29 protein-coding genes and 2 pseudogenes are annotated in these 25947 nt (G+C 71.4%); 13 read left to right on the top strand and 18 right to left on the bottom strand.

Annotated elements, in window-relative coordinates:
* Positions 1–536 precede the first annotated feature (536 nt).
* The gene (locus ACFYNO_RS20290) at positions 537–1076 is read right to left on the bottom strand and encodes an ImmA/IrrE family metallo-endopeptidase (protein ID WP_388013827.1); all 540 of its coding nucleotides are present in this window, start codon (positions 1074–1076) and stop codon (positions 537–539) included.
* Between the two features lie 43 nt (positions 1077–1119).
* On the bottom strand, positions 1120–1518 hold the full coding sequence (locus ACFYNO_RS20285) for a helix-turn-helix transcriptional regulator (protein ID WP_388013824.1): 399 nt from the start codon (positions 1516–1518) through the stop codon (positions 1120–1122).
* Between the two features lie 180 nt (positions 1519–1698).
* Between ACFYNO_RS20285 and ACFYNO_RS20280 the strand changes: the two genes are divergently transcribed.
* Genes ACFYNO_RS20280 through ACFYNO_RS20270 form a run of 3 tightly spaced genes read left to right on the top strand, consistent with a single transcriptional unit; the run spans position 1699 to position 4324 of the window.
* A complete protein-coding gene (locus ACFYNO_RS20280; protein WP_388013821.1) occupies positions 1699–2703 on the top strand; it encodes a CBASS cGAMP-activated phospholipase in 1005 nt (334 codons plus the stop codon).
* Positions 2704–2718: 15 nt separating this feature from the next.
* On the top strand, positions 2719–3861 hold the full coding sequence (locus ACFYNO_RS20275) for a cyclic GMP-AMP synthase DncV-like nucleotidyltransferase (protein WP_388013818.1): 1143 nt from the start codon (positions 2719–2721) through the stop codon (positions 3859–3861).
* Entirely contained in the window at positions 3851–4324 is a 474-nt protein-coding gene (locus ACFYNO_RS20270) for a hypothetical protein (protein ID WP_388013815.1), read from the top strand. Before ACFYNO_RS20275 ends, ACFYNO_RS20270 begins: the two co-directional genes overlap by 11 nt.
* Positions 4325–4526: 202 nt before the next feature.
* Here ACFYNO_RS20270 and ACFYNO_RS20265 read toward each other — a convergent pair whose 3' ends face one another.
* From ACFYNO_RS20265 to ACFYNO_RS20250, 4 genes and pseudogenes are all read right to left on the bottom strand, one after another.
* Positions 4527–4673: a hypothetical protein gene (locus ACFYNO_RS20265; RefSeq protein WP_388013812.1), complete on the bottom strand. Its 147-nt coding sequence runs from the start codon at positions 4671–4673 to the stop codon at positions 4527–4529.
* A 57-nt stretch (positions 4674–4730) separates the two neighbouring features.
* Positions 4731–4889, bottom strand: a pseudogene (locus tag ACFYNO_RS20260) (DUF255 domain-containing protein); the annotation flags it as partial.
* A 324-nt stretch (positions 4890–5213) separates the two neighbouring features.
* Positions 5214–5759 carry a Uma2 family endonuclease gene (locus ACFYNO_RS20255; protein ID WP_388013809.1) on the bottom strand — a complete coding sequence of 182 codons (546 nt, stop codon included), beginning with the start codon at positions 5757–5759 and terminating at the stop codon, positions 5214–5216.
* Between the two features lie 254 nt (positions 5760–6013).
* Positions 6014–6169 (bottom strand): annotated as a pseudogene (locus tag ACFYNO_RS20250) (DUF255 domain-containing protein); the annotation flags it as partial.
* 270 nt (positions 6170–6439) lie between these two features.
* On the opposite strand from ACFYNO_RS20250, the gene ACFYNO_RS20245 reads away from it, so the two are divergent.
* Positions 6440–6733: a DUF1330 domain-containing protein gene (locus ACFYNO_RS20245; RefSeq protein WP_388013806.1), complete on the top strand. Its 294-nt coding sequence runs from the start codon at positions 6440–6442 to the stop codon at positions 6731–6733.
* A gap of 88 nt (positions 6734–6821) precedes the next feature.
* Here the strand turns inward: ACFYNO_RS20245 and ACFYNO_RS20240 are convergent, their stop codons facing one another.
* On the bottom strand, positions 6822–9266 hold the full coding sequence (locus tag ACFYNO_RS20240; protein WP_388013803.1) for a non-reducing end alpha-L-arabinofuranosidase family hydrolase: 2445 nt from the start codon (positions 9264–9266) through the stop codon (positions 6822–6824).
* Positions 9267–9483: 217 nt separating this feature from the next.
* Positions 9484–10989, bottom strand: a complete 1506-nt coding sequence (locus ACFYNO_RS20235) for a sigma-70 family RNA polymerase sigma factor (protein ID WP_388013800.1) — start codon at positions 10987–10989, stop codon at positions 9484–9486.
* A 208-nt stretch (positions 10990–11197) separates the two neighbouring features.
* On the opposite strand from ACFYNO_RS20235, the gene ACFYNO_RS20230 reads away from it, so the two are divergent.
* Positions 11198–13036 carry an RICIN domain-containing protein gene (locus tag ACFYNO_RS20230; protein ID WP_388013797.1) on the top strand — a complete coding sequence of 613 codons (1839 nt, stop codon included), beginning with the start codon at positions 11198–11200 and terminating at the stop codon, positions 13034–13036.
* Between the two features lie 110 nt (positions 13037–13146).
* On the opposite strand, the gene ACFYNO_RS20225 is transcribed toward ACFYNO_RS20230, so the two are convergent.
* Together ACFYNO_RS20225 and ACFYNO_RS20220 are read right to left on the bottom strand one after the other, a co-directional pair.
* Positions 13147–13824: a response regulator gene (locus tag ACFYNO_RS20225; protein WP_388013794.1), complete on the bottom strand. Its 678-nt coding sequence runs from the start codon at positions 13822–13824 to the stop codon at positions 13147–13149.
* Positions 13821–14966: a sensor histidine kinase gene (locus tag ACFYNO_RS20220; RefSeq protein ID WP_388013791.1), complete on the bottom strand. Its 1146-nt coding sequence runs from the start codon at positions 14964–14966 to the stop codon at positions 13821–13823. Before ACFYNO_RS20220 ends, ACFYNO_RS20225 begins: the two co-directional genes overlap by 4 nt.
* Positions 14967–15086: 120 nt before the next feature.
* On the opposite strand from ACFYNO_RS20220, the gene ACFYNO_RS20215 reads away from it, so the two are divergent.
* The 6 genes from ACFYNO_RS20215 to ACFYNO_RS20190 all read left to right on the top strand — a co-directional run bounded on the left by ACFYNO_RS20215 (position 15087) and on the right by ACFYNO_RS20190 (position 19244).
* The gene (locus tag ACFYNO_RS20215) at positions 15087–15824 is read left to right on the top strand and encodes a hypothetical protein (RefSeq protein ID WP_388013788.1); all 738 of its coding nucleotides are present in this window, start codon (positions 15087–15089) and stop codon (positions 15822–15824) included.
* Positions 15821–16633, top strand: coding sequence for a hypothetical protein (locus tag ACFYNO_RS20210; RefSeq protein ID WP_388013785.1), 813 nt, complete (start codon positions 15821–15823; stop codon positions 16631–16633). Before ACFYNO_RS20215 ends, ACFYNO_RS20210 begins: the two co-directional genes overlap by 4 nt.
* Positions 16630–17562: an ABC transporter ATP-binding protein gene (locus ACFYNO_RS20205; protein WP_388013782.1), complete on the top strand. Its 933-nt coding sequence runs from the start codon at positions 16630–16632 to the stop codon at positions 17560–17562. The genes ACFYNO_RS20210 and ACFYNO_RS20205 overlap by 4 nt, the downstream gene beginning before the upstream one ends.
* Complete coding sequence (locus ACFYNO_RS20200; protein WP_388013779.1) at positions 17562–17729, top strand: hypothetical protein; 168 nt, start codon at positions 17562–17564, stop codon at positions 17727–17729. Before ACFYNO_RS20205 ends, ACFYNO_RS20200 begins: the two co-directional genes overlap by 1 nt.
* A gap of 127 nt (positions 17730–17856) precedes the next feature.
* Positions 17857–19011: an anion permease gene (locus tag ACFYNO_RS20195; protein ID WP_388013776.1), complete on the top strand. Its 1155-nt coding sequence runs from the start codon at positions 17857–17859 to the stop codon at positions 19009–19011.
* Entirely contained in the window at positions 19008–19244 is a 237-nt protein-coding gene (locus ACFYNO_RS20190) for a hypothetical protein (RefSeq protein ID WP_388013773.1), read from the top strand. The genes ACFYNO_RS20195 and ACFYNO_RS20190 overlap by 4 nt, the downstream gene beginning before the upstream one ends.
* Positions 19245–19251: 7 nt before the next feature.
* On the opposite strand, the gene ACFYNO_RS20185 is transcribed toward ACFYNO_RS20190, so the two are convergent.
* Entirely contained in the window at positions 19252–19779 is a 528-nt protein-coding gene (locus tag ACFYNO_RS20185) for a PadR family transcriptional regulator (RefSeq protein ID WP_388013770.1), read from the bottom strand.
* Positions 19780–19886: 107 nt separating this feature from the next.
* Between ACFYNO_RS20185 and ACFYNO_RS20180 the strand changes: the two genes are divergently transcribed.
* Entirely contained in the window at positions 19887–20645 is a 759-nt protein-coding gene (locus ACFYNO_RS20180) for an alpha/beta fold hydrolase (RefSeq protein ID WP_388013767.1), read from the top strand.
* 13 nt (positions 20646–20658) lie between these two features.
* On the opposite strand, the gene ACFYNO_RS20175 is transcribed toward ACFYNO_RS20180, so the two are convergent.
* Together ACFYNO_RS20175 and ACFYNO_RS20170 are read right to left on the bottom strand one after the other, a co-directional pair.
* Positions 20659–21195 (bottom strand): GNAT family N-acetyltransferase, encoded by a 537-nt coding sequence (locus ACFYNO_RS20175; RefSeq protein WP_388013764.1) that lies wholly within the window; start codon positions 21193–21195, stop codon positions 20659–20661.
* 57 nt (positions 21196–21252) lie between these two features.
* Positions 21253–21948, bottom strand: a complete 696-nt coding sequence (locus ACFYNO_RS20170; RefSeq protein ID WP_388013761.1) for a B3/4 domain-containing protein — start codon at positions 21946–21948, stop codon at positions 21253–21255.
* A gap of 241 nt (positions 21949–22189) precedes the next feature.
* On the opposite strand from ACFYNO_RS20170, the gene ACFYNO_RS20165 reads away from it, so the two are divergent.
* Positions 22190–22693 (top strand): hypothetical protein, encoded by a 504-nt coding sequence (locus tag ACFYNO_RS20165; protein ID WP_388013758.1) that lies wholly within the window; start codon positions 22190–22192, stop codon positions 22691–22693.
* A 35-nt stretch (positions 22694–22728) separates the two neighbouring features.
* Here ACFYNO_RS20165 and ACFYNO_RS20160 read toward each other — a convergent pair whose 3' ends face one another.
* The 5 genes from ACFYNO_RS20160 to ACFYNO_RS20140 form a co-directional block, all read right to left on the bottom strand.
* Complete coding sequence (locus ACFYNO_RS20160; RefSeq protein ID WP_388013755.1) at positions 22729–23724, bottom strand: hypothetical protein; 996 nt, start codon at positions 23722–23724, stop codon at positions 22729–22731.
* Positions 23725–23956: 232 nt separating this feature from the next.
* Positions 23957–25219, bottom strand: coding sequence for a hypothetical protein (locus ACFYNO_RS20155; RefSeq protein WP_388013752.1), 1263 nt, complete (start codon positions 25217–25219; stop codon positions 23957–23959).
* A gap of 80 nt (positions 25220–25299) precedes the next feature.
* Entirely contained in the window at positions 25300–25482 is a 183-nt protein-coding gene (locus ACFYNO_RS20150; protein ID WP_388013749.1) for a hypothetical protein, read from the bottom strand.
* Positions 25479–25703 (bottom strand): hypothetical protein, encoded by a 225-nt coding sequence (locus ACFYNO_RS20145; protein WP_388013746.1) that lies wholly within the window; start codon positions 25701–25703, stop codon positions 25479–25481. The genes ACFYNO_RS20150 and ACFYNO_RS20145 overlap by 4 nt, the downstream gene beginning before the upstream one ends.
* Entirely contained in the window at positions 25700–25876 is a 177-nt protein-coding gene (locus ACFYNO_RS20140) for a hypothetical protein (protein WP_388013743.1), read from the bottom strand. The genes ACFYNO_RS20145 and ACFYNO_RS20140 overlap by 4 nt, the downstream gene beginning before the upstream one ends.
* Between the last annotated feature and the right edge of the window lie 71 nt (positions 25877–25947).

Genomic DNA, 25947 nt, shown 5'->3' with positions numbered 1-25947 from the left:
CCCCGCCCCCCCCCCCCCCCCCCCCGGCGCGCCCCCGCGCGCCCCCCCCCCCCCCCCCCGGCCCCCGCCGCCCCCCCCCCCCCCCCCCCCCCCCCCCCCCCCCCCCCCGCCGCCGCTCCGCCTCGGCGAACGCCTCGGGGGACCACTCCCATCAGTCCACGGGGTTACCGGCGTGCTGCAACGGATACGGAGACGTGGAGTCTGCAAGTCGATTGGGCATGCTCCATGGTCCCGGCCCCGATCAGCCGACACGGGGACATCGGTTGGCCGGGGCGGAACCCGCTGCACTCGTCTGCCTCCCCCGGCAGCGGGAATCAAGATGGCCTGGCCGGCCATGAGGGGTGTGTGGCAGCCGGGCCGGCCACGAGACGGTGGAGAAGATGGTGTAGCCGCCCAGGAACGGGCGCGCCAGGGGACGATTGGCAGACGTATTGCTAACCAAACGGCGGGGCGAGGCCATCTTCAGCCGGATCAGAGCGAGCCGGGCAGCGTAGCACGAACCACGTGAACAACCGAGGTCCGCCACAGCATCGCTGTCACGCAGGCGAAAGCAGCCCGAGGTTGGTGAGTCGGTACTCCATGGCCTGGATGCTCACATCGAAGTCGGCCGCGATGCGCTTGACGATGTCAACGTCGGCAACGTGCGCATCACGCTCCAGATGGTGATGCAGACGTTCTGCGACGAGGAACTTCGGCATAAGCAGGGCGGCTGCGAAGGCGTTGGCCTGCATCTCCTCCTCGTCGGTTGCCGTACTCGATGTCGCATCCCGGAAGTTGACCTTGACCTGACGATCTAGGATCAGGGGCTTTCCCGGGTGGAGTACGAGGTGTGCAATCTCATGGGCGATGGTGAAGCGCTGCCGCTTCTCGCCATTCAATGCGTTGACGCCAATGATGGGGGGCTTGCCGTCCTCGCGAAACAGCATCCCGGAGACGTCCCGGCTGTCGAAAGGCCGGAGGTGGATGCGAGCGCCGAGGTGGTGGGCGACACGGTCAACGGGCACGGGTGCAGCGTGGATCCCCAACTCCTGCAGAAGGCCCTCTGCCTTCGCCTCGATCAGGTGCCTGTTCCTCATCGCCAGCCCTCCTCTTTCCTACCGGACCGTAGCATCTAAATGATCAGGCAGTTGCATGAAGCGGCTGTCCGTCCGGGAAACGTTCGTCTTCGGAATCGGTACCGGGCGGGGCACCTTCCTCATTCAGGACGTCGAGCACCCAGCCCAGGAGTTCAGGCGAGGCGACACCCGCAGCAACTTCGGACGGCACATTGACCGAGTTGATCGCGACTCCGTCCGCGGCCCTGAGCGCCTCTTCGAGAAGGCGAACCGGATCGGCGTTCAATCCGCGGGCAACCTTGACCATCAAGGCGACGCTGAGAGCCTGCCGGCCCTTCTCGATGTTCGTGATCGAGGTCCGGGTCAGTTCCACGCGGTCGGCGAGCTGTCCCTGCGTCAGCTCCTTCTCGTTCCGCAGCCGCCGCACGAGCTGTCCGAGTTGTCGATTCAGATCCTCCGCCACACCGTGAGTGTCATGCCCAGCGGGCGCGATGTCAATTTAAGTGACCCGCAGAGACCCGCGACACCGGGGCAGATGTTACTATGATTGACATGTAGCCTATGTGAGGTCATCCTGCTTCACATGTCTGTCTTGTGTGGATCTTCCGCGCCCTGACGCTCGGCGCGGGCGGAGGGTGGGTGCATGGGCGGGGAGAACTCCGTGGAGTCGGTGGGCGACGGAGCCACCGCGGACCAGGGAAGGGCCGGAGCGGGCGGCCGGTTCCAGATCCTGTCGCTGGACGGCGGCGGACTGCGCGGGATCTTCTCCGCAGCGGTCCTGGCCAGTCTGGAAGAGGACCTCGGCATCTCGATCGCCGACCACTTCGATCTGATCGCCGGAACCTCGACGGGCGGCATCATCGCCCTCGCACTCGGGCTGGGCCTGACGCCGCGCGAGATCGTCGAGTTCTACGTCCGCCTCGGGCCAACGGTCTTCCGGGACTCCACCGCCCGTCGCCTGCGCCAGGTGGTGAAGTCCAAGTACTCCGACGACCCACTTCGCGCTGCCCTAGTCGACGTGTTCGGAGAGCGCACATTCGGGGAGAGCACCAAGCGCCTGATCGTGCCCTCGTACAACCTGGTCAGCGACGACGTGTACCTCTTCCGGACGCCACACACCCCTCGCCTGCGCCGGGACTGGCGCGAACGGGCTGTCGACGTCGCGATGGCGACCGCCGCCGCGCCTACGTACCTGCCGGCCCTCCCGCTCGCCGGGAACCGTCTGGTCGACGGCGGTGTCTGGGCGAACAATCCCTCGATGGTCGCTCTCGTAGAGGCCGTGGGTCCGCTGGGCATCGCACTGGACAAGATCAGCATGTTCAGCCTGGGCACCCTGAGCGAGGTGCGGCACCGCAGTCGCCGACTCGACCGAGGCGGCCTCGCGGCGTGGGCCAGGTCGATCTCCGATGTCCTGCTGCGCGCGCAAAGCATCAGCGCGAACAACCAGGTCCACCATCTACTCACCCCAGAGCGGCTGCTCCGGCTCAACCCGACAGTGCCGCCCGACGTCATGGCTCTGGACTGTGTGGACGCCGACGACCTTATCGGCCTGGCGGCGCACGCGAGCCGCCGGGCGGCCCCCGACTTCACCGACCGCTTCGCGGGCCACGTCGCTCCGGCGTTCATCCCCTGCTACAAGAAGGACTGAGGCCCTATGGACTCCATGGAAGAGATCATCTCCAAACTGCTCAGCGGGGGCGCTGAGATCCTCGATATCCCGTCGGACCTGCGCGATCTAGCGATCTCGCGGTACGAGGACGTCGGGAACTGGCTGGGCACCACCGGCGGGCCGGCGTGGTTGGTGTATCCGCAGGGCTCGTTCCGACTGGGAACGGTCGTTGCACCGTTCAGCCCGTCAGGCGGTTACGACATCGATCTGGTCTGTTGGCGGGACCTGGCGAAAGAGTCCACCACGCAGGACGGGCTAAAGAGCATGGTGGGCGAGATGCTCGACGAGTACATGAGGCAGAAGAACCTGGAGGGCGGTGACGGACCGACCAAGATCGCCGCGTCCCGTCGCTGCTGGACGCTGTCATATCCCGAGCACGACTTCCACCTAGACGTACTGCCGGCCATCCCCGACCGCGAACACGACGAGCCCACGAGCATCCTCCTCACGGACACCAGCCTGGTTCGGTGGCAGCACAGCAACCCGATCGGCTACGCACGCTGGTTCCGAGACCAGTCCGCGGAGATGCGCTCCGTGCTAGAGAAAATGGCACGCGCCGACAACGTCGCCGAGGTCCCCGAGTACCGCGTGCGCACAACCCTGCAGCGGCTCGTGCAGGTCCTGAAGTGGCACTGCGGGGTCCGCTTCGCGGCGGATCCGGAGAACCGTCCCCCGTCCATCCTGATCACTACTCTCGCCGCAAGGGCGTATGGAGGCGAGTCCGACCTGTACTCCGCGACGCTCCTTGCCGTGCAGCGGATGCCGCAGTTCATCGAGCACCGCGACAACGGCGCGTGGTGGGTGCCGAACCCGGTCCACGAGAGCGAGAACTTCGCCGACAAGTGGAACGACTACCCTCAGCGCCGGGTGAAGTTCCTCGCGTGGCTCAAGGACATCACCACCCTGCTCGAAGACGCCGCGCGCATGCGTGGCCAGGGCCTGGAGGAGGTCGTGGCCCGGCTCGGGAAGAGCTTCGGCATGGACCCCATCGAGAAGGCTGCCAGGCGGTACGGCGACGAGATGCGCGGCCTTCGAGAAGCTGGCTCCCTGTCCATCGCAACCGGGACCGGACTCCTCTCCACCTCCGGCGGCCGCCTGGTCCGGAACCACTCGTTCTACGGCAGCCATGGCCAGTAGCAAGCGCCTCAGCCTGGCGTCACAGGCATTCTCCCTGCGCCACGCCTACCCGCAGGGCCGCGGCCGCATCGAGAGAGGCGGGCGACTGGTCTTCGACGTGCAACTGCAGCCCACGATCGCCAGCTGCACCTACTCAGTCCGGATCGAGTACGCCCTCGGACGCCAGCCGCAGGTGCGGGTCCTCGACCCTCCCCTACGACTGCGCGAAGGGGCTTCCGAGATCCCGCACATCTACTCGGCGAACAGGATCTGTCTGCACCTGCCGGACGAGTGGACCGCTGACATGCAGATCGCGGACACCATCGCACCCTGGTTGAGTGAGTGGCTTGCCCACTACGAGTTGTGGCTGGCCACAGGGACATGGCTGGGCGGCGGGCACGAAGCAACCGCCCCGTCGGAGCCAGAGAGCAGCCGAGGTTCTTCCAACCAGCAGTCACCGCCGGACAGCCAGCCATCGAAGTAGCCGTCGACAAACGACACGGTTCGCCGTGGATTGACGAGGCGTCGGCGATCTCGAAGCTCCGAAGTGCTCCACCCCTTGGAGGCCCTGCACAGGCCACAACGCTCTGCCGTGAAGCACTCCTTCATGCTCTTCAGCAAGGAGCGAGCCACCTGGCGCTAGCCTCACCATTGAGTCGATGACCGCTGCGCGACCAAAACCGGGGCTACTCAACCCGCGGCTCCGCATCGCCGTCACCCAGGACGGCAAAAATGCTGGCCAGCTGATCCGGCGTCCAGTCCGGCGAGCGAGCGATGTGCCGCTCCACCCAGGCATCGATCTTCGCTTCTTGATCATCACTACTGGCACTCATGCCACTACCCCCTGACATGCTGCCAGGTGAGAAGCTATTGCTTCTCTACGTACACTGGCACCAGTGGCAGGCGGCGTAGCCGACGGAGAGCAGGACGGGGACGCCACGCCGCTCGGCTTCCGCGAACGCCTCGGGGGTCCACTCCCACCAGTCGACGGGGTTGTCGGCGTGCTGGAGCAGATAGGGGGAGGTGGCATCGGCCAGACGGTTCACCATGGCCGCAGTATCCCAGCCGACCAGCCCGCTGAGTGGAGCCCCTGGCCAACACGCCAGAAAACCGGCTCTCCATCCACTCCAGCGCTTCGAGCGCGCAGGACCGCTTGAGTGGATCAAGAAAAGTCAGCGCCACTCGCCGCAACCCAGCGAACTGACCAGGGTGTTGGTCCGGAAGCCCTCGGAGCACATCGCGCTTCCGCGGCACGAGGCCGCCAGGCCCGCGAGGTCGGCAAGCTTCACAGTGACCATCGTAAGTCCCGGTCGTTCCAGGCCCGTCCCTGGACAGCGTGCACACCCCGTGCAGTCGGCCGCCGACCGCTGCCGTCAGCGGGCGTCCAACTCCGGCCGGGGCAGCTCGTCCAGGTCGAGGGTGTACGTCCGCCCGTCGGCCAGCTCGATGGGCAGCTTGCCCGAGCCGTACTTGTACGTGTGGGCCGCGATGTAGCCGGAACCGGTGGGCTGGGTGTGGACAACGACCTCCGCGGCGTACGGGTCCACCACCACGTAGACCGGGATGCCGTAGCGCCCGTACTTTGCCGTGCAGTCGTCGTAGTCCTTGCGCGCGGAGGAGACCGACACCACCTCAGCGATCAGCAGCACGTCCTCGAAGCCGTAGCGCTTGCCCTGCCGCTGAGCATCCTCCCGCACGATCGCGAAGTCGGGGGCCGAGTTCTCGTCAGCCGGAAAGTCGATGTAGACGTCGGAGATGACCTTCGCGTGCCGACCGAGAGCGAGAGAGTCGATCTGCATCGACCTGATGGTGCTGGAGTGCTCCTCACTCTGCGGAGTCATGACCACCTTCCCGTCGGTACCGAAGAAAACCACGTACCCCGCGGGGAACTCGGTGTGCATGACCGCGTCGACGCTCATCAACAACTCCTTCCCATCGACCCTCAGCATAAGGCGCCCCGGGCCCACTCGGGGGCCGCCGCGAAGAGTGTCAGCAGGGAAGGTGCGGTGCAGCGTGGACAGTCGCCCCAACGTGCACGGCACTACCGGACCGCCGGCTGGTCTTCGCCCCAGGCGTCTGTCTGCCTCCCCAACTACTCATCGTCCGTGCCCATGCCGGTACTCCTTGAAAACTTCCCAGGTCAGGAATACCGGGCTGGGTAAGTTCACTGGCGCCAGAGGCAGGCAGCGTAGCCGACGGAGAGCAGGACGGGGACGCCGCGCCGCTCGGCTTCCGCGAACGCCTCGGGGGTCCACTCCCACCAGTCGACGGGGTTGTCGGCGTGCTGCTGCAGGTACGGGGAGGTCGCGTGGGCCAGCCGGTCCGTCATGGGGGCAGTATCCCAGCCCATGCGCCGGTGCCGGGGAGCGCTTCACCAAACACGCCGGGGCCCAGCACGGCGCACCACGAACTCGCGGGCCGGGTTCCGGGGTTGGCGCGGCGTGGAGTGCGGCCCTCCGGGGTTGATGCTTCGGATTTCGACACGCTAGGCTCGGCGGGCGCTTCGAAAAACGAAGCACGAAGCCGTCCTGACTGCTGACGATCCGTCGCCGGGGCCGCTCGATTCCCCGGCACACTCGTCCGAACACCGGAGGTTTCCATGGTCAAGGGCTACTGGGTCAGTGTCTACCGCACCGTTTCCGACCCCGCGAAGCTGGCCGCCTACGACGAGCTGGCCCGGCCGGCTGTCCGGGCCGGGGGCGGGCGGGTGCTCGCCCGCGGCAGCCGGGTCGTCGCCCATGACGCCGGAATCGCCGAGCGCACCATCCTGATCGAGTTCGACAGCTTCGAACAGGCGGTCGCGGCACGCGAGAGCGCGGCCTACCAGGAGGCGCTGGTCGCCCTCTCCGACGGCGTCGAGCGCGACTTCCGCATCATCGAAGGCGTCGACTGACCGGCGTGCGCACGCCGAGGCCGGTCCGCGGAGGGCGGGGAACCCCGGTCGGCGTGCGGCCGGGGTTCCCCGAGGTGGTGGGTGCCGGTCAGTGCTGCAGGGTGAGGACGCCCGGCCGGTAGGGCAGCTGGTCGTAGGGGCCGCTCGCGGCCGGCGACCGGCCCTGGTAGAGGAACTGCAGGTTGCAGGGGTCGATGGTCATCGTCTGGTCGGGGTTGTCGCGGACCAGGTCGCCGTGGCTGATGTCGTTGGTCCAGGTGGCGCCGCTGTTGGCCTTGCCCGCGAAGGGGTTGTTCTCACTGGCGGCCTGCGGGGTCCAGGAGCCGGCCAGGCTGGAGGAGGTGAAGGAGCGGAAGTAGCGCCCGTTCGCGCCCATCGCCTCGACGATCATGAGGTACTGGTTCTGGCCCTGGACCTTGTAGACCTGCGGCGCCTCGAACAGGTTGGCCTGCGAGTCGCTCATGACCGTGGTGTAGGAGGAGCCGAAGCTGCCGGGGAAGTTCCCGATCGGCATGCTCGCCCGGTAGATGCTGCCGTTGTCACCGGCGAAGAACAGGTAGATGTTCTGGCCGTCGGCGATCAGCGTCTGGTCGATCGGGCCGGTACCGGAGCCCGGGATGCTGCCGGTGAAGAGCGGCTGCGGCGCGGACCAGCCGTTGGGGTTGGTCGGGTCGCTGGAGGTGCGGTAGCTGAACGGCGAGGCACCCCACTGGTAGGCCAGCACCCAGATGTTCTTGGGGGCGAAGTAGAAGAGCGTGGGCGCCACCGCGGCCTGGCTCATCCCGGTCTGGCGGGCCGAGCCCATGTCCGACCAGTTGCCGAAGGGGCTGAACATCATCGAGCCGTACCCGGACCCGCTCACGTCCGACGCGTAGACCAGGCGCTTCCCGTTGACCACCACGCTGGTGAAGTCCTTCACCGAGGCCCAGCCGTTCGCGGGCTGCGCCAGCGGGCCCGTCGACGACCAGTGGTAGGTCGACGGGAGGGTGCAGGTGCCGCCGGCCGGCGGAGGCGTCGTCGAGGTGCTCCCGGACAGGCCCGTCCACTTCTGGTTGGTGCCGCCGGACCAGCAGGTGTACAGCTGGATCCCGGTCCCGTTGGCGGTGCCCGCGCCGACGGCGTCGAGGCAGAGCCCGGACTGGACGCCGGAGATCGAGCCGTCGGCGTTGAGGTTCCACTGCTGGTCGGCGCCGCCGGTGCAGCTGTCGATGACCACTGCCGTGCTGTTGGCGGTGCCCTTGCCCCTGGCGGCCAGGCACTTCTGGCCGTAGACCATCAGCTGCCTGGCGTCGGTGTACTTCCAGCGCTGGTTGGCCCCTCCATTGCAGTCCCACAGCTGCGCCTGGGTGTCGTTGGCGGTGCTGAAGCCGCTGATGTCGACGCACCGGCCGGAGGCGACGCCCTTGATCGCCCCGGTATCGCTCCCTGCGCCCGTTCCGGTGCCGGAAGCGCTCTTGAGGGCGTTGATGACGGCGGCGTACGCGGGCTTGGGGTTGCCGTTGCGGTCGAACAGCAGCGGGTTCTCGCCGGCGCGCCAGGAGTCGCTGTCACGGACGCCCCAGACCGTGATGCCGGTGCAGCGGGCGACGGCCAGGCAGGCGTTGACCGCGTTGGCGTAGTTGGTGGGCGAGGCCTGGGCGATGTCCAGCTCGGTGATCTGGACGTCGACGCCCAGGGCGGCGAAGGCGGACAGCGTGGTCCGGAAGCTCGGCGGCGGGCCGCCGTCGCCGAAGTGGCTCTGGAAGCCGACGCAGTCGATGGGCACGCCGCGGGACTTGAAGTCCTTGACCATGGCGTAGACGCCCTGCGTCTTGGCGTCGGACCAGTTCTCGATGTTGTAGTCGTTGTAGCAGAGCTTGGCGGCGGGGTCGGCGTTCCGGGCGGTGCGGAACGCCTCCTCGATGAAGCCGTCGCCCAGCACGTTCTGGAACACCGAGCTGCGGTGCTGGCCGCTGCCCCCGTCGGCGAAGGCCTCGTTGACCACGTCCCAGGCGTAGATCCGGCCCTTGAAGTGGCTCATCTCGGTGGTGATGTGGTTGTCCATCACCGTGCGCAGGGTGTTCGCGTCGCCGATGGAGCTGACCCAGGACGGGAGCTGCGAGTGCCAGACCAGGGTGTGGCCGCGCATCCGCTGGCCGTGCGCCGCGGCGTGGTCGACGATCTGGTCGGCGCCCCCGAAGGCGAAGTTGCCGCGGGACGGCTCGGTGGCGTCCCACTTCATCTCGTTCTCCGGGGTGATCATGTTGAACTCCCGGTCCGCGATCGCGGTGTACGCCGGGTCGCCGAGCCGGCCGGCGGCCAGCGCGGTGCCGAAGTACCTGCCGGAGGGGGTCGCCTGGGTGCCCAGGGTGGAGGCCCCGGCGAAGTTCGGGAGGACCGCCACGACCCCGGCCACCAGCGCGGCGGCCGAGGTTCCTACGGCCAGGATCCGGCGGCGCCGGCTGAGCCGGTGCAGGCCTTTCGTGCCCTTCCCCCGCGCGCTGTGGGTCGCCCTGCGCGCCTCGGCCGGGGGTTCGTTGGTGTGTCGCTTCATTGGAGCGGCTTTCGTTCCGGGGATGCCTCATAGGAGAAGTCGGGGCACACCCGCGCCGGCCCGTCCTGCTGCACGGCGGGAAGGAGCACCCCATACCTGGGAGGCCTCCGGGCTCCCGGCCCCGTAACGAAAAACCGGCGCCGCCACGACGATTGCCCGGGTGATGCATCTCGCGGGCGGAAAGCGTTACGCCAGGGCCCGCCGCCTGGTCGTCCCGTCAGGCCCAGGCGCTGCGGATGGTGAAGGAGGCCTGGTCGGCGAAGGCCCGGGTGCCGTTGGAGCCGTCGAGCCAGACGCCGCCGTCGCGCCGGCGGAGGGCCGATCCGGGGTAGTTGTGCGCGTGCAGGGTCACCGACCCGGCCACCGAACCGGGTTGCGGACAGAAGGTGGCGTCCTCGCGGAACAGCCCGCTGCCGTCGTCGGTGCTCAGCCGCAGCCGGAGCTCGAAGTGGCGCAGGTAACGGCCGTCGGCGGCGCGGAAGGTGACGCACCGCGGGTCGGCCAGGCCCCCGATGACCGTGAAGGTGGCCCGCTGCCGGGTCTGCGCGCTGCTGGACGCGTCCACCCGGCCGAGCGTCGCGAAGTCACCGGTGTACGCCAGGTACAGGGCGGGGTCGTCCACGGACTCCAGCGACTGCGCGCCGAGCGGAACCACAGCGACGGCGGACGGACTCACCTGGGGCGATCCGGCCGGCGCGGGGTTGCTGGGCGCGGGCGCGAGGGCGGGGGCCGCGGTGACGCCGTCCGCCCGGGGCGCCGGTTCGGGCCAGGCCGCGTAGGTGGTGGCGGCCCCGGCGACGAGCACCGTGGCGGTGGCGAGGGAGACCAGCGGGTGGGCCGTCGCCGCGGAGAGCTTGGCCGCCAGGAAACCGTGCAGGCCCCCTCCCCCCGTCGCCGCGGCGGCGACGGGTGCCGCGGCCGAACCCGGCAGCAGGCCCTTGGCGGCCAGCGCGGCGACCAGCCCGGCCGGGACCGCCAGCGGCGCGACCCGCAGCAACAGCAGCTCGGCCGGGATCCGTTCGGCGGCCGTCGGCTCGCAGACCGGGCAGTCCCTGAGGTGCCGCGCGATCCGCTTGCGCCACACCGACGCGGGGTGACCGTCCCAGCCGGCGACGGTCTCGTCCAGGCCCGGGCAGCGCGGGTCGGCGGTCAGCGCGCCGACGATCGTCCGGCTCAGGTCCAGCTGCTCGCGCATGCGCTGCAGGCGCACTCCGACGTGAGCGGCCGTCAGCCCCGTTGCGGCGGCGAGGTCCTCGCGGCTCAGCGAGCCGGCCCCTTCCTGCCACCACAGCGACAGCAGCACCCGATGGTCCGGGTCGAGCCACCGGCCGGCTTCGACGACCCGGCGGCGCTCGTCCGACACCTGCAGCCGCAGGATCGTCGTGTCCTCGGGTGCGGCGCCGGCATCCGGTATCCGGTGCGCCTCGTCGATGACCGCGGTCCGGTCGGCGAGGAGCCGCTGCCGGTGCTGGTGGGTGCTGATCTGACGGAGCGTGATCGACACCAGCCAGGACCGGAAGCTCTCCGGGGCACGCAGGGCGGGCAGGTCGCGCACCACGCGCAGCAGGGTCTCCTGGACGACGTCGTCGACGTCGGCATGGCCGCTCAGCGCCCGCCCGACGATGTTGTAGAGCAGCGGCAGGTAGGCGGCGATCAGCTCCTCGCGCGCCCGAGCGTCACCGGCCTGCGCCGCGACCACCAGCCCGAGGTGGTCCGCGTCCATCAACCCCATCCCCCAGCCTCCCTCCGGAAGCGATCCGCCGAGTACGGCGCCACACCTTACGGCAGGGTGCGCGACCCGTTCGGGGCCGGTGCGCCGCGGCCGGAGAAATTCTTTTCGGCCCGCGGCAACCCTTTCGGGAGCGGCGGCAACCAGGTGGTGTCCGGACGGGTGGTCCGGTCACCGGAAGCGGCTGAAAGAGAGCACCGGCATGTCCCCTCGTCACTCCACGCCGTCGGAGGCGTCCTCCCCGGAACCGCGGCAGAGGCACCGCCGCCGCCGGCTGCACCAGCGCCGGAGCTTCTGGGCGGCCGTCGGCCTGGCGGTCGTGGGCGGCTCGGTGGCCGTGGTCAGCACGGCCTCGGCGAACACCGTGTCCGTGGACACCAACCCCTACTACCTGCTGGTCAACCGCAGCACCGGCCAGGTACTGGACGACTACGGCTATGCCGCGTCCAACGGCGCCCCGGTGGTGCAGTGGAACCGCACCGGCGAGGCGAACCAGCAGTGGCAGTTCATCGACTCGGGTGACGGGAACTACCGGCTGAAGAACCGGTTCTCCGGCAAGGTGCTGGACGACCTCAACTGGTCGAGGACCGAAGGCACCGAGCTGGCGCAGTGGCAGGACCTGAACGGCGCCAACCAGCAGTTCCACCTGGAGAGGTCGTCGGACGGCTACGTACGTCTGATCAACCGCACCAGCGGCAAGGCCGTCGAGATCCCGGGCGGCGCCAAGACCACCGGGGCCCACATCGCCCAGTACCACGACTGGAACGGCCCCCAGCAGCAGTGGCAGCTCGTCCCGGTGGGCGACAGCGGCGGCGGCAGCGGCAGCGGGAACACGGGCGGCTCCGGCAGCAGCGCCGCGCCCACCACGCCCGCCGCGCCGGGCGGCGGCGTCCCGACGAGCCAGGCTCCGAGCGCCCACCCGACCTCGGCCACTCCGGCCCCCGCGGGCGGCGGCAACACCTCGGCGAAGACCATCATGGGCAGCAGCACGATCCTCATCGGCGGCTCGATGTCCGACGCCTCGGCCAGCGCCGCACCGTTCGACGTGCAGTACGCCTACGTGCACAGCAAGCCCGCGCCCTCCTCGGACTACTACACCGCGGCCCGCTGCCAGGACGCGTGGTCGGGCTGGTGGGGCTGCTGGACCGGCAGCACCACGGCGCCCGGCACGTACGTGACCTACAAGGACGCCAACGCGGCCCATGCGACCTACCAGGGCAAGTCGCGCCCGCAGAAGCAGCTCTGGACCTGGTACTCGCTGCGCGACCTCGGCGACGCGGCCGGCCAGGGCGACGGTCCGGGCGAGGTCCAGGCCATCAACCGGGCCGACCTGCTCACCCGCTACCTGAACGACTACCGCTTCTTCCTCCAGAAGATCGGCACCTCGTCCGACATGATCGACCTCGAGCCCGACTTCTGGGGCTACGTCCGCTCGCTCGGCAACCCGCACCAGGTCGCCGCGCAGGTCACCGCCTCGAACCCGACGGACTGCGGAAACCAGGAGAACAGCGCCGCCGGCCTGGCCCAGTGCCTGATCTCGATGGGGCACAAGTACGCGCCGAACGCCGGCGTGGGCCTGCACCTGTCCTGCTTCGACTGGGAGCAGAACACCCCGCAGTGCGCCAAGGACTACGCGGACCTCGGCGCGAAGAACGCCGACTTCCTGGTCACCGACGTGACGGACCGCGACGCGGGCTGGTACGCGCTGCCCGCCCACGGCAGCCGTGACACCTACTGGAACGACCAGAAGGGCTTCGCCGCGCTCGGCTTCTACAAGACGATGGCCGAGTCCGTGGGCAAGCCGGTCGTCCTGTGGCAGGTCCCCGTGGGCAACATGGCGCAGAACAACACGCCCAACCACTACAAGGACGACAAGGTCGACTGGTTCTTCTCGCACCTGGACCAGGTGGCGAACGCACACGTCGGCGGCATCCTGTTCGGCGCCGGCTGGACGGAACAGACCACGCCCGAGACCGACGGCAACAACCTGATCAACAAGACCATCGCCTACCACAACGCGGGCGGCACGCCGCTCAAGTAGCCGCACGCGGCCGGTAGTCGGGCAGCCGCCGCGCCGAGGCTCCTCGGCGCGGCGGCTGCCGGTTGTCTCAGGCCGGGCCCGGCGGGCGGGGCGCTCCGCCGCCGGGACGCTCAGCCGCTGCTCCGCTGGTCCCCGCGCCCGGACATCAGCTGGGACTCCCAGGCCCAGGCGGTGACTTCGCTGCGGTTGCGGGCGCCGAGCTTCTGCTGGATCGCGGCGAGGTGGCCCTTCACGGTGCTGAGGGAGATGAAGAGGTCGGCGGCGATCTCCTGGTTGGTGCGGCCCCGGGCGACGGAGCGGGCGACCTCCGTCTCCCGCTCGGTGAGCGGGGGGTCGGGCCGGCGGGCGCGGGAGGCCGGCGCGGCGGCGAGGTCGCGGAGCAGGCGCCGGGTGATCGACGGTGAGATCAGCGCGTCCCCCACGCTGGCGGCCCGGACGGCGGCGGCGAAGAGCACGGGGTCGGCGTCCTTGAGGACGAAGCCGAGGGCACCGGCCTGCAGGGCGCCGTGGACGTAGTCGTCGAGGCCGAAGGTGGTGACGATGACGACGCGCAGCGGGTCGGCGACGCCCGGGCCGGCCAGGGCGCGGGTGACGTCGATGCCGTCCAGCCGGGGCATCCGGATGTCGATCAGGCAGACGTCGGGCCGCAGTCGGCGGGCCAGGGCGACGGCCTCGGCGCCGTCGCAGGCCTCGGCGACGACGGTGATGTCGGGCTCGTCCTCCAGGATGAGGCGCAGGCTGGTGCGGATCATGGCCTGGTCGTCGGCGACCAGCACGCTGATGCTCACGGGCGGTCTCCGGCTCGCAGCGGCAGGGTGGCGCGGACCGACCAGCCGGTGCCGGGCCGCGGGCCGGCACTGAGCGTGCCGCCCAGTGCCTCGACCCGCTCGCGCATGCCGACCAGGCCGTAGCCGCCGCGCGGGGAGGCGTGGGCCGGGGGGTGCGGCGGGGCGTCGTCGCCGATCTCGACGGTGAGGTCCGTGCTGTCCTGGGAGATGGCGACGGTGGCCGCGCGGGCCCCGCGGGCGTGGCGGGTGATGTTGGTCAGGGACTCCTGGACGACCCGGTAGACGGTGCTGGCGACCACGGGTGGCCAGCCCGACTCCCCGGCGGGCAGCCGGAGTTCGACGGCCGGACCGTGGGCCTCGAAGCGGCGGACCAGGTCGGTGAGCTGTTCGGGGCCGGCCGTGAGCACGGCGCCGTCCTCCGCGTCGCGGAGCAGGGCGACCACGGACCGCATGGCGTCCATCGCCTCGGTGCCCGAGCGCTTGATGTCCGCCAGGGCGGGGCCGAGTTGGTCCGGCTGCTTGCGGGCCAGGATCTGGGCGGCATGGGTGTGCATCACGATGCCGACCACGTGGTGGGCCACGAGATCGTGCAACTCACGGGCCAGGGCCAGCCGTTCGGCGCGCCGGACGGCTTCGGCGGCGGCCCGGCGGCGGTGCTCCAGCAGGCGCAGCAGCAGGCCCGCGGCGAGGCCGGCCAGCCAGCCCTGGAGGCCGATGTGGGGGTGACCGCCGCCCTGCGGGGCGATGAGCCCGGCGGCCGCCGTGACCGCGAGCCCGGCGGCGGTGACCCAGGCGGCCTGCCGGGCCGGCAGCGCGCGGACGGCCGAGCCGGCCAGCACGGCCAGCGCCAGCGAGGCGACGCTGCCGGGCTGGCCGGCCGGGTACCCGGTGATGGTGGCGGAGGCCAGGACGGCGGCCGCCGCGGCGGACAGGCCGACGACCGCGGCGGCCAGCCGGCCGCGCTCGCGGAGCAGCACCGCGGCGCAGACCACCGCGCCGGCGACCGCGTCGAGCGGCCAGCCGTGGACGCCGGCGCGGGCGTGCCAGTAGGCCGTCGCTGCCAGGAGCGCCGCGAGGGCGCACCCGAGCAGGGCGTTGGCTCGTCTGGCGGCCAGTGCGGCCAGCCGTTCGATCGTGCTCACGGTGCCCAGGCTACGGATCCGCCCGCGGCCGCAGTACCAGCCGAAAGGACTGCTTCCTCCGGCCCGGTTCCGTACTTCCGGTCGGTACGAACGGCGGCCCGACCGAGCAGGCTTGCCGCCATGGAACGAGACCTCGATCTGAGCCGGTCCGGCGGGCACCGCCTCCGCCCGGGCTGGGACCGCCTCCGCCTGGAGCTGCGGGTCATCGGCACCGCCCCGCCGGTGACGGTGCTGGCGGCCACGCTGGGCGGCGCGGTCCTGGTGATCGTCATGCATGCCACCGGGGCCCGCGCCGAGCACCTCGACCTCGCCGCCGGCGCGGTCCTGGCGGGCTTCGCCCCGCTCGGCACCGCCGTCGCGGCCTCCTCGGTCGTGGGACGCGACCCCGGCGCCGAACTGGTCATGACCAGCACGGTCTACCGCCGGGTGCTGCTCCTGCGGGTCGGCCTGGTGGCGGCCCCGGCGGCCCTGGGCACGCTCCTGGACGCCGTCGTGTTCCGCGCCCTGGGCGCCTGGCCCGCGGGCCAGGGCACGGGCGGCTACCTCCTGGTGTGGGCCCCGCCGATGCTCTGGCTGGTCGCGCTGGCGGTGCTCGTCGCGATCGGCCTGCGCAGCCCGGCCGCCGCGAGCGCCCTGGTGGGGGGCGTGTGGCTGGCCCAGTACCTGATGGCGCACGAGATCCGGGACAGCACGGTGCTGCGCGCGCAGTACCTGTTCATGGGCGTCGCCGACAGGGCCCCGGCGCACGAATGGACCGTCAACCGAACCGCCCTGTCCGCCGTCGGCGCCGCCGCCGTGCTCGCGGCCGGCCTGCTGCTGGAGCGTCCCGAACGCTTCGTGGGGAGCGATGCCGCATGACCACCGTCCTTCAGCGAACCGCCCCGCCGGCGGCAGCGCACGGCTGGCTGGCGAAGACCGTCGCGGCCGCCCGCTACGAGTACCTGATGCAGGTGCGCCGCCCGGCGGTCTGGGTGGTCGTGCTCGGCCTGATCGCGCTGCGCTGCGCATCGCCCTTCCCGCCGGGCTTCACCAGCTCCACGGATCAGTCCTTCCTGGTCGCGGACTGGGCGGGCAACTTCATCATGCTGTGCCCGATCGGCGTCGGCGCCGTCCTCGCCGACCGCGTCCGGCGGGAGTCCCGGCTGGAGCTGACCGACCTGCTGACCTCGACGCCCACCGGCATCGGCCCGCGCCTGTGGGGCAAGGCGATCGGCGCCGGCGCGGCGACCGTCACACCGGTCGCCGTCGCCTGGGCGGGCCTGCTCGGCTACCTGACCGCCCAGCGCGGGGCCGGGGTGATCCCGGTCGGCCTCGGGGCGTTCGCCGCCATCCTGCTGCCCGGGCTGGTCTTCATCGCGGCCTGCTCGGTGACCATCCCGTACCTGACCGGGCCGGTGCTGTACCGGGTGGGGCTGTTCGGCTACTGGGTCTGGGGGAACATGGTCGGCCCGCGCTTCGGGATCCCCACCCCCGCCGGCACGCCCTTCGAGGCCATCGGCGAGTACCCGGCCGGTGCCTGGTTCCACGGCACCCTGTTCGACGCCAGGCAGCGGGGGATCACCCCGACCGGCGGCGAGGCCGTCCTCAGCATCGCCTTCCTGCTGCTCATGGCGCTCGCCGCCCTCGTGACAACCCAGTTCGTGCTCACCAGGAGGAGCCCGTCATGACCGCGCCCAACGTCGCCATCACCGATCTGACCGTCACCTTCCGGCGCGGCCGGGTCCGCGCCCTCGACGGAATCAGCCTGCGCCTGCCCGTCGGCATGGTCGGTCTGCTCGGCCCCAACGGAGCCGGCAAGACCACCTTCATGCGCGTCCTGACCGGGGTGCTGCTGCCGGCCTCGGGCACCGTCGCGGTGGACGGCACCGAGCTCAGGTCGCGCGGCCAGCGCCGGGAGCTCAAGGCCAGCATCGGCTACCTCCCCCAGGAGATGGGCCTGTACCCGGATCTGACTGCCAGTCAGTTCCTCGACTACATGGCGCTGCTCAAGGGCATCACCGACCGGCGCGCCCGCCGCGCCCGCGTCCGGGAGGTCCTCGACCTGGTCTCGCTCGGCGATGTCGCCCACCGGAAGGTGAGGGGCTACTCGGGCGGCATGAAGCGCCGCGTCGGCATCGCCCAGGCCATCCTGAACGACCCCCGGCTGCTGATCGTCGACGAGCCCACCGTGGGGCTGGACCCCGAGGAGCGGCTACGGTTCCGCAGCCTGCTCGCCAGGCTGGCCGGCGACCGGACGGTGCTGCTCTCCACCCACCTCGTCGACGACGTCGTGCAGACCTGCCCGAACGTGGTGGTGATCGACCACGGCCGCCTCGCCTTCCAGGGCACCACCGACGACCTCGCCGGCCGGGCCCGGGACACGGTCTGGCACCTCACCCGGCCATCCACCGCCCCGCCGCCCGACCTGCCCACCGTCACCATCACCCCCAGCCCGGCCGGCACCACCTATCGCGTCATCAGCCCCACTGCTCCCGCCCCGGATGCGGAGCCCGTCACCGCCACCGTCGAGGACGGCTACCTCGCCCTGATGCACGCCACCGGCCCGGAACGCCCCCAGGGCCTCCACCGGCCCCGTCAGCACCAAGGGAGCAACTGATGCCCCACCAGCCGCCCTCCGCCGCCGCCCTGGCCGCCGCCGGCACCACCACCGGCTTCCACCCGGGCCCCCTCTTCTTCGTGTTCTGGATCCTCGTCTTGGCGGCCCTGGTCGCCGGCCCGGTCTACCTCGCCCGTCTGCTGCTCAACCGCCGCAAACGCCGCTGAGCACCGGCCGGACAGCTGAGGGCCCGTCATTCCCCCACTGAGCCGAACGGATACCGCCGCACGCAATCCCCCGCCCGGGGGTGTCGCTCAACCGGACGGGCCCGTTCAGGCGGCTATCTTCGTGCCCGTGACCGGCAACGACGCGGTCCTGGCGCTGGTGGTCGCCACCGCGCTGGGCTTCGATTTCACCAACGGATTCCACGACACCGGCAACGCGATGGCGACCTCCATCGTCACCGGGGCCCTGCCACCACGGGTGGCGGTGGCCGTCTCGGCGGTGCTCAACCTGGTCGGCGCCTTCATGTCCACGGCCGTCGCGGCGACCATCGCCAGCGGCCTGGTGAAGAGCCACGACGTCACCCTGACGGTGGTGATGGCGGGCCTGGCCGGCAGCATCCTGTGGAACCTGGCGACCTGGTTCCTCGGCATCCCGTCCAGCTCCTCGCACGCCCTGATCGGCGGCGTGGTCGGGGCCACCATGGCCGCGGCCGGCTCCTCCGCCGTCAAGTGGCAGGGCCTGGTGGCGAAGGTGATCGTGCCCGCCGCGCTGTCGCCCGTGATCGCGGGCGCGGTGTCGGCGCTGGGCACCTACCTGGTCTACCGGCTCACCCGCGACGTGGCCGAACGCCCGCGCGGGCACGGCTTCCGGCTCGGCCAGATCGGCTCCGCCTCCATGGTGTCGCTGGCCCACGGGACCAACGACGCGCAGAAGACCATGGGCGTCATCACCCTGGCGCTGATCGCCAACGGCACCCTGCACGCCGGGGCGAAGTCCCCGAACTGGGTGATCGCCTCCTGCGCGGTGGCGATCGCGCTCGGCACCTACATCGGCGGCTGGCGGGTGATCCGGGCGCTCGGCAAGGGCCTGGTGGAGATCGAGCCGCCGCAGGGCATGGCGAGCGAGTCGGCCTCCGCGGCGGTGATCCTCTCCTCCACCGACTTCGGCTACACGCTCTCCACCACCCACGTCGCCACCGGCTCGATCCTGGGCTCGGGCCTGGGCAAGAAGGGCGCCGAGGTCCGCTGGCACATCGCCCGCCGGATGGTGACGGCCTGGCTGCTCACCCTCCCCGCGGCCGGCGTGGTCGGCGCGCTCGCCTACTGGCTCGCCCACGGCATCGGCGGCACGGCCGGCGTGGTGGTGATCTTCGTGATCCTGGTGCTGGCCTCGATCGCCTTCTTCATCGCCTCCCGCCACCCGGCCGTCACGCCGGAGAACGTCAACGCCGCCTGGACCGGGTCGGTCGCCCCGGCGTCCGTCACGGAGGAGCCGGTCAAGTGAACACCTGGATCAACCTCAACGCCCTCTGGAAGATCGTGGTCGTCGGCACCCTCACCGGCGCCGGCCTCCCCGCCCTCTTCGCCCTCGGCCTGCGCGCCCTCAGCCCGCCGCCCCGCACCCCCGGCGGCGAGACCACCGCCGGCGCGCTGGGCTACACCGTCGCCGTCGTCTGCTTCGCGATCGTCCTGGCGGCGGTGGGCTGGGGGATCTCGGTGATCGTGGGGCACAGCTGACGGTCGCTCAGACCGCCTCCAGCTCCCCGATCGCCCCCCGCAGCCAGGCGAGTTCGGCCTCCGTGGTGGCCCGGGCGATGCGCAGGATGCCGCCGCGGAACGGGTCGGTGACCTCCTCGGCGCGCAGCGGGCGGCCGTCCTCGTAGAAGAAGCTGGCGGGCTCGTCCAGGAAGGCGAGGCGCCGGCGGAGCACGGCGGCCTGGGCGGCGGGGTCGGCGAGGTGGCGCAGGAAGGCGAGCACGGTGAACCAGCGGTTCTCGTCGCTGATGTCCAGCGGGTCGGGGGTGCGCAGCCAGTCCAGCACCTCGGCCCGGCCCGCCTCGGTCAGGTGCAGGGTCTGCCGGGGCGCGGCGGCGGTGCCGGGTTCGGTGCGGCGGACGATCAGGCCGTCGGCCTCCAGCCGCTTGATCGCGGGATAGAGCGTGCCGTCGCTGATCGGGCGGACGTGGCCGGTGAGGCCGGCCAGGTGGCGGCGCAGCTCGTAGCCGTGCAGCGGCCGGTCGAGGAGGAACCCGAGGATCGCGGACTTCAGCATGCCGCCATGGTGTCACATCATCTCGAGGTATATCGCTGTCGAGATACCTCGGTATCGATGTATCGTCTCTCCCCACAAGGCACCCCGAACCGAGGAGCGAGCCCGCGATGCGCCATGCCCCCGTGACCCCGAACGGCGACCTGATCCGCTGGGTGGAGCTCCCCGGCACCACACCCACCCGCCTCTACCTGCACGGACTCGGCTCCAGCTCCCCCGTCTACTGGTCGGCCGCCGCCGCGCACCCGCTGCTCACCGGCCACCGCGCCCTCCTCCTCGACCTGCTCGGCTTCGGCATCAGCGACCGCCCCACCGACTTCGGCTACTCCCTGGAGGAGCACGCCGACACGGTGGCCCTCGCCCTGGAAGCCGCCGAGGTGACGGGCGCCGAGGTGATCGCCCACAGCCTGGGCGGCGCGGTGGCGATCCTGCTGGCCGCCCGGCACCCGCACCTGGTCACCAAGCTGCTCCTGGTGGACTCGGTCCTCGACCCCGCTCCGCCGGGCGACAGCGGCAGCGGCATCCACTGCTACACCGAGCAGGCGTTCCTCTCCCACGGCTGGCAGGAGACCGAAGCCCGGGTCGGCCCCTTCTGGTGGGCCACCATGCGCCTGGCCGGCCGCGAGGCCCTGCACCGCACCACCGTCCACCGCGCCCGCGGCACCATCCCGCCCCTGCGCGAGCAGCTGGCCGCCCTGCCGATCCCCCGCACCCACCTCCACCCCGCCGCCGACGGCGACCCGGCGGACGCGGCGGGCCTGCGCGCGGCGGGCGTGGTGCTGACGGCGGTACCGGACTGCGGGCACAACATCATGCTCGACAACCCGGAGGTCTTCGCACGGGTGGCGGCGCAGGCCCTGGGCGGGTGAGGAGGCGCCGGACCTACCCCCGCTCCGCCACCAGCGCCCACACCTCCACGTCCTGCCGCACCCCGCCGGCCGTGAACGCCGAGCGCAGCACACCCTCGCGCCGCATGCCCAGGCGGTGGGCGACCGCGAGGCTGCGGGTGTTGGCGGTGGTCGCGCGCCACTGGACGCGGGTGAGGCCGCGGGTGTGGAGGGCCCAGTCGATCAGGTGGCGGGCGGCTCGGGTGATCAGGCCGCGGCCCTCCGCCTCCGGGGCGAGCCAGGCGCCGAGTTCGCAGGTGCCCAGGGCCGGGTCGAAGGACGCGAACTCGATGCCGCCCACCAACTCGCCGTCGAGCCAGATGCCGAAGATCCGCTTGCCGTCGCGGGCCTGGGCCTCGGCGCAGCGGGTGAGCCAGTGGCGGACCTTGGCGGGGTCGTCCATCGCGGTCGCCCACGGCAGCCAGGGGGCGAGGTGCGGGCGGGCGCGTTCGATGAAGGCGTGGAACTCCTCGGCCCGCCACGGCTCGAGGGCCCGCAGCTCGGCGCCGTCGGCGAGGGGGTGACTGAGCATGGTCGGGTGTCCGTTCGCGGGGGGTGGGGCCGGCGGACGGACAGGGTATCCCGGGGGTCAGAAGTCGAAGCGGGGTGCGGACGCGGTGAGCTGCACGGGCTTCGAGGCGAGGGTCCAGTGGGCCGAGAGCTCGCCGGCCAGGGTCTGGAGCAGCCGCTCGACGTCGGCGGCGGCGGTGTCGTGCAGCGCCTCGGTGACGATCAGGGCGGAGCGGGTGGTGGGCCGGATGGCGGAGAGACCGCTCTGGCGGTTGGTCCAGCGGCGGGCGTGAGCACGCTCCGCGGCGTCCGCGAAGACGACCTCGCCCTCCGGGGCGGTCTCGGTCTCGCCGCCGAAGGTCAGGTAGGACTCGGTGCCCCGGGCGTACCGCACCTCCAACTGCTCGGCCACGTTGGCGAGGTCGAAGACCGCGATCGGCACGGCGTAGGCCAGCGAGACCGCGTTGCAGAGGTCGATCAGCGGGTGGATCTCCGGCAGCGAGCGCTCCTTGCGGTAGCGGCGCAGCAGCGACTCGGAGGCGCACCGGTACTGGGTGGGCTTGAGCCCCATGGTGGAGAAGGCCCGCCGCCAGGCCTGGATCTCCGGCAGCTCACCCTCGCTCGCGACGGCCGCCAGCCGGGCGTCCGCCGTCTCGTACAGGGCGGCGACCTGGTCGCGGACGACGGCCTCCGGCGAGATGCCGTCGACGAGGAGCAGGCCGGGCGCGAGGGCCGGGAAGTCGCGCCAGATGTCAGCCGAGTGCTGGAAGTACACGGAACCGCCTAGCCGGTAGTGATCGGAATGCTGAAGGGCGAGCACTGCTGACGATAGGTCAGGACGGTGGCGGGCGGGACGGCGGCCGGGCGCCGGTCGTGACGTCGCCACGGCGGTGTCGTCGCCTCGTCACAAACGCGTCCCAGCGCGCCCGGCCTTGAACGGCCTCGCACGCGGCCGGCGTCTTCCCCTCCGTAAGGCCCGTCCACGGCGGCGGGAGGACCGGCTCGAAGGAGACACCATGCACGTTCGGATGATGAAGATGCGGAAGCTGGCGGCAGTCACCCTGGTCGCCCTCGCCGCCGGGCTGTCGCTGACGGCCTGCGACAGCGGCGCCGCGCCCAAGGCCGCATCGCCCGCGAGCAGCCCGGCCGTCATCGTCACGCCCGCCGTCGCCACCACGCCGGCCGCCCCGACCGCCCCGCCCGCCTCGGCCGCCGCCCCGACCCACCCCAAGCCGTCGGCCACCCCGAAGGCCCCGCAGGCCGCCGCGGCTCCCACCGCGAAGTGCACCGACCAGATCGACTACGCCGGTGACCCCCGCGCCAACGCCGAGATCAACTCCATCGGCGCCACCACCGGCCACTGCCCCGCCCCGGAGAAGAGCAGCGCGCCCGCCGGCACCCCCGCCAAGCCCGGCGTGAAGTGCACCGACCAGATCGACTACGTGGGCGACCCCCGCGCCAACGCCGAGATCAACTCCATCGGCGCCAGCACCGGTTACTGCCCGCCGATCCAGCACTGACCTTCCCCGGCCGGGGCCGCGCCGGGGACCGGCGGTCAGCGCAGGTACCAGCCCCTGGTCCAGTTGCCGGGACCGTCGGCCTGCGCGTCCCGGTAGCCGCGGCCGGCCTCCAGGGCGTTCGGGGCCGCATAGTGGAACGTCACCTCGACCCGGGGGAAGTCGGTCCGGAAAACCTCCAGCGCCCGGCGGCCGTCCTGGTCCGGGCCCTGGTCGGCGTGCAGGGTCAGCGAGCCGCCGCTCACCATCAGGCTCATGTGCTCGCGGAAGCCGGGCACGTCGCGCTTGTCCGGCTTGCCGCCGATGGTCTTGCGCAGCTCCTTGGCGATGTCGTCCAGCACCTCGGCCACCTCGTTGCTGCCGGCCGTTCCGGGCGAGCGGTAGATGAACGGAGCGTACGTGGAACCGGCCACCGCCCACGCCGTGCCCGTGGAGGTCACGCCCTGGCCGCCCGTCGACAGCGGCTTGAACCGGATCTCGTACTCCGCGGTGATCCTGGTCCGCGGCGTGCCCGGGAAGGCGATGAACCAGCTTCCGCGCGGCGGGTCCAGCTGGACGGCGTCGGCGTAGCCGTACACGCCGTACAGGCCCTCGCCGGCCTGCAGCTCCCTCGCCGAGCCTCCCCGGCGGCCGCTGTTGCCATAGGTCACCTCCAGGGTCACCGCCGGGAAGTCGTCCAGGAACGCTCTGAGCATGCGCCGGCAGGAGTGGCACGGCCCCATGGTGGAGTTGAGCTGGAGCCGGCCGCGGCGCACGGTGGCGATCTTCCGCCGGTAGTCGGCGTTGTCCGTGCAGCCCAGGTGCCGGTAGAGGCGGTTGGCGAAGATGTTGATCGCCAGCTTCTCGCCGTCCTGGTCGTGCTGGTACCCCTGCAGGCCGGGGTGGTCGGTCGGCTCCGGGTAGCTCTCGTAGTAGCTGTAGATCTGGCCGCCGTGCGAGTGGGTGTCGATCCGGTCCGCGAAGTCCGGCCCGTCGACGAAGGAGATGTCGTAGACGAGGGTCGCGTTGTTGACGAACATCGGTGCGGTGCTCATGGGTTCCGGCCTCCGTCGGCCTCGGGTCGGGCGCGGCCCGGACCGCTCCCGGGGCGCGCGGGCGGCCGCTGGCAGGACGGTACGCGCACACCAGGCCCCTCGGCAGGGGCCGGAGGGGACCGTTCTCCTCCGGTTGATGCGGGCACCGGCGCACGCCGCGCGGGCGGCGCCGTGGGCGCGGGGGCGTGCGCCCCCGGACCGGGCGGACGGCACCCGCGCACCGTTCCGCTGACTACGGGCGGGCCGTCAGGGCCGTTTCGATGGTGGCCAGGTCGGTCCGGAGCAGGCCGGGGCCGCTGGAGCCGTTGGGGGCGAAGGTCTTGATGCGGACGTCGACGGTGACGCCGTTGTCGTCCTCGTCGATGTCCTCGATGCCGGCCCGGAAGTAGACGCAGCGCTCGCCCGCCGGCTGCTGGACCATCTCGATGTCGTCGTTCGGCCAGTCCGCCGCGTCGGCCACCTCCAGGTCGACCAGGTGCGACAGGCAGCTGCGGGCCAGGTGCGGGGCCAGCTCGGTGGCGAGCTTGGTGAGTGCGGCGAAGTCGGGGATCTTCTCCCACAGCGTGGTGATCGAGCGGTTCCGGCCGCGGAAGTCGAAGAAGGTGAAGGTGTGGCGCTCGCCGACGTGGTGGACGACCTCGCCGGTGATGGTGACCGTGAGGGTGACCGGCTTCCCCTTGTAGGCGGTGGTGGCCTTCCCGGCGGCCAGCACGGTGCGGGACTCCTTGTGCGCCGCGATCGAGGGAGCGTTCAACCTCTCCTCCCGGAAGCGCTGTTCGCCCACCGCGGCATCCAGGAACTCGGTGGTGCCCTTGCGCAGGTGGGACTTGCCGTCGATGAGCCACTGCTCGGTCATCGGCCGGTAGAGCAGCCGGCCGTCCTCGCGGCGGGCCGTCCGGTCGGCCTCCTGGCGCGCCTCGCGGAGCAGACGGGTCAGCTCGTGCCACAGTGCCGGCTCGCTGAACTCGCCCTGGCCGGAGGCACGCTCGCTCGCCAGGTCCCACTCCTTCTCCAGTTGCCGGAGTTTGTCGCTGGCGCCGTCCAGCAGGCGTCTGCCCGGGGTCTCCGGGTCGGGCACGGTGTCGGGGTCGAAGGCCTGGCCGGGGTCGTTGGCGGGGTTCTTCGGGCCGAGGGAGAGGTTGACCGGCAGGTTCCAGAGCAGCCGGTGGGCGCTGACCTTCGGCTCCGCTTGCTGAACCGCCTCCGTGACCAGCCCGCCGGCCAACTCCCAACAGAGCGCCCAGAAGCCGCGCACGGCATCCTGCAGCTCTCCCGGCGGGCTGTAGTAGAGGAGGGTGAGCTGCTCGGCGATGGAGGACAGCTTCTCCTTGGAGATCTTGTGGTGCAGTGCGCCCTCCCGCCAATCGGCCGGGAGGGTGTACTTCGCCTTGCCGTTGGTGATCGGCCCGACCGCCCAGTCGCTCCTGCGGGGCACGAGGACGCTGCGGTTGGGGGCGAGGGCCTTGGACTTCGCCGGCTGGGCGGCAGTGGTCATCTGTTCGTCCTCCAGTGCTGACGCGCGGGCGCACAGCATGGCGCGAGCCGATGCACATCCGCTAAACGGGCAGGTCGGTCCTAGGAGTTGGCGAGGTGGTAGCTGACGGCGGTGTGGAGGGCTTTCATGCGGGCGAGGGTGGTCTCGATCTCCTGGTGGTGGGCGGAGGTCATGGCGTTGAGCTTGCGGCCGAGGGCGTAGAGCTCGGCGAGGGCGGCCTGGCGGTCGAAGGGGACGGTGGTGAGGGGGTCGGGGGTGGTCATGTGAGGAGGTTCCTTTCGGCGGCACGGGCGGCGAGGAGGGCGGCGCGGTGGAGCATGCGGTTGGCGCGTTCGAAGCCGGCCAGGCACCAGGGGATGGTGATGCGCAGGCCGCCGGCGGTGGTGATGACGGGCCCGGGGGCGACGAGAGTGGGGCGCTGGCAGCAGTGGCAGCGGCCGAGGACGAAGGCAGCCGGGGACGGGGTGGCGATCGGGGTCGTCACGAGGCGGGGGTGGCGGGTTCGATGGCGTCGGCGGAGGCTTCCCACTCGTAACCGCCGCGCGGGGGGCGGAGGTAGACGGTGGGGGTCTTGCCGAAGCCGGGGGCCATGTAGATGCCGGTGAGGCCGGTGGCGAGGTCCCGGACGAGCTCGCCGGGGGTGGGGCGCCCGAACATCACCTTGCAGGTGGCCCCCCTCTCCCTTGCCGAGCAACTGCCATTCACGCTGCCCGTCATCCTGCTCGACC

It is taken from the genome of Kitasatospora sp. NPDC006697, assembly GCF_042869935.1.
GTDB lineage: Bacteria > Actinomycetota > Actinomycetes > Streptomycetales > Streptomycetaceae > Kitasatospora.
Note: the sequence above shows the minus strand (reverse complement) of the source record. Positions and strands in the feature narration are given on the sequence as shown.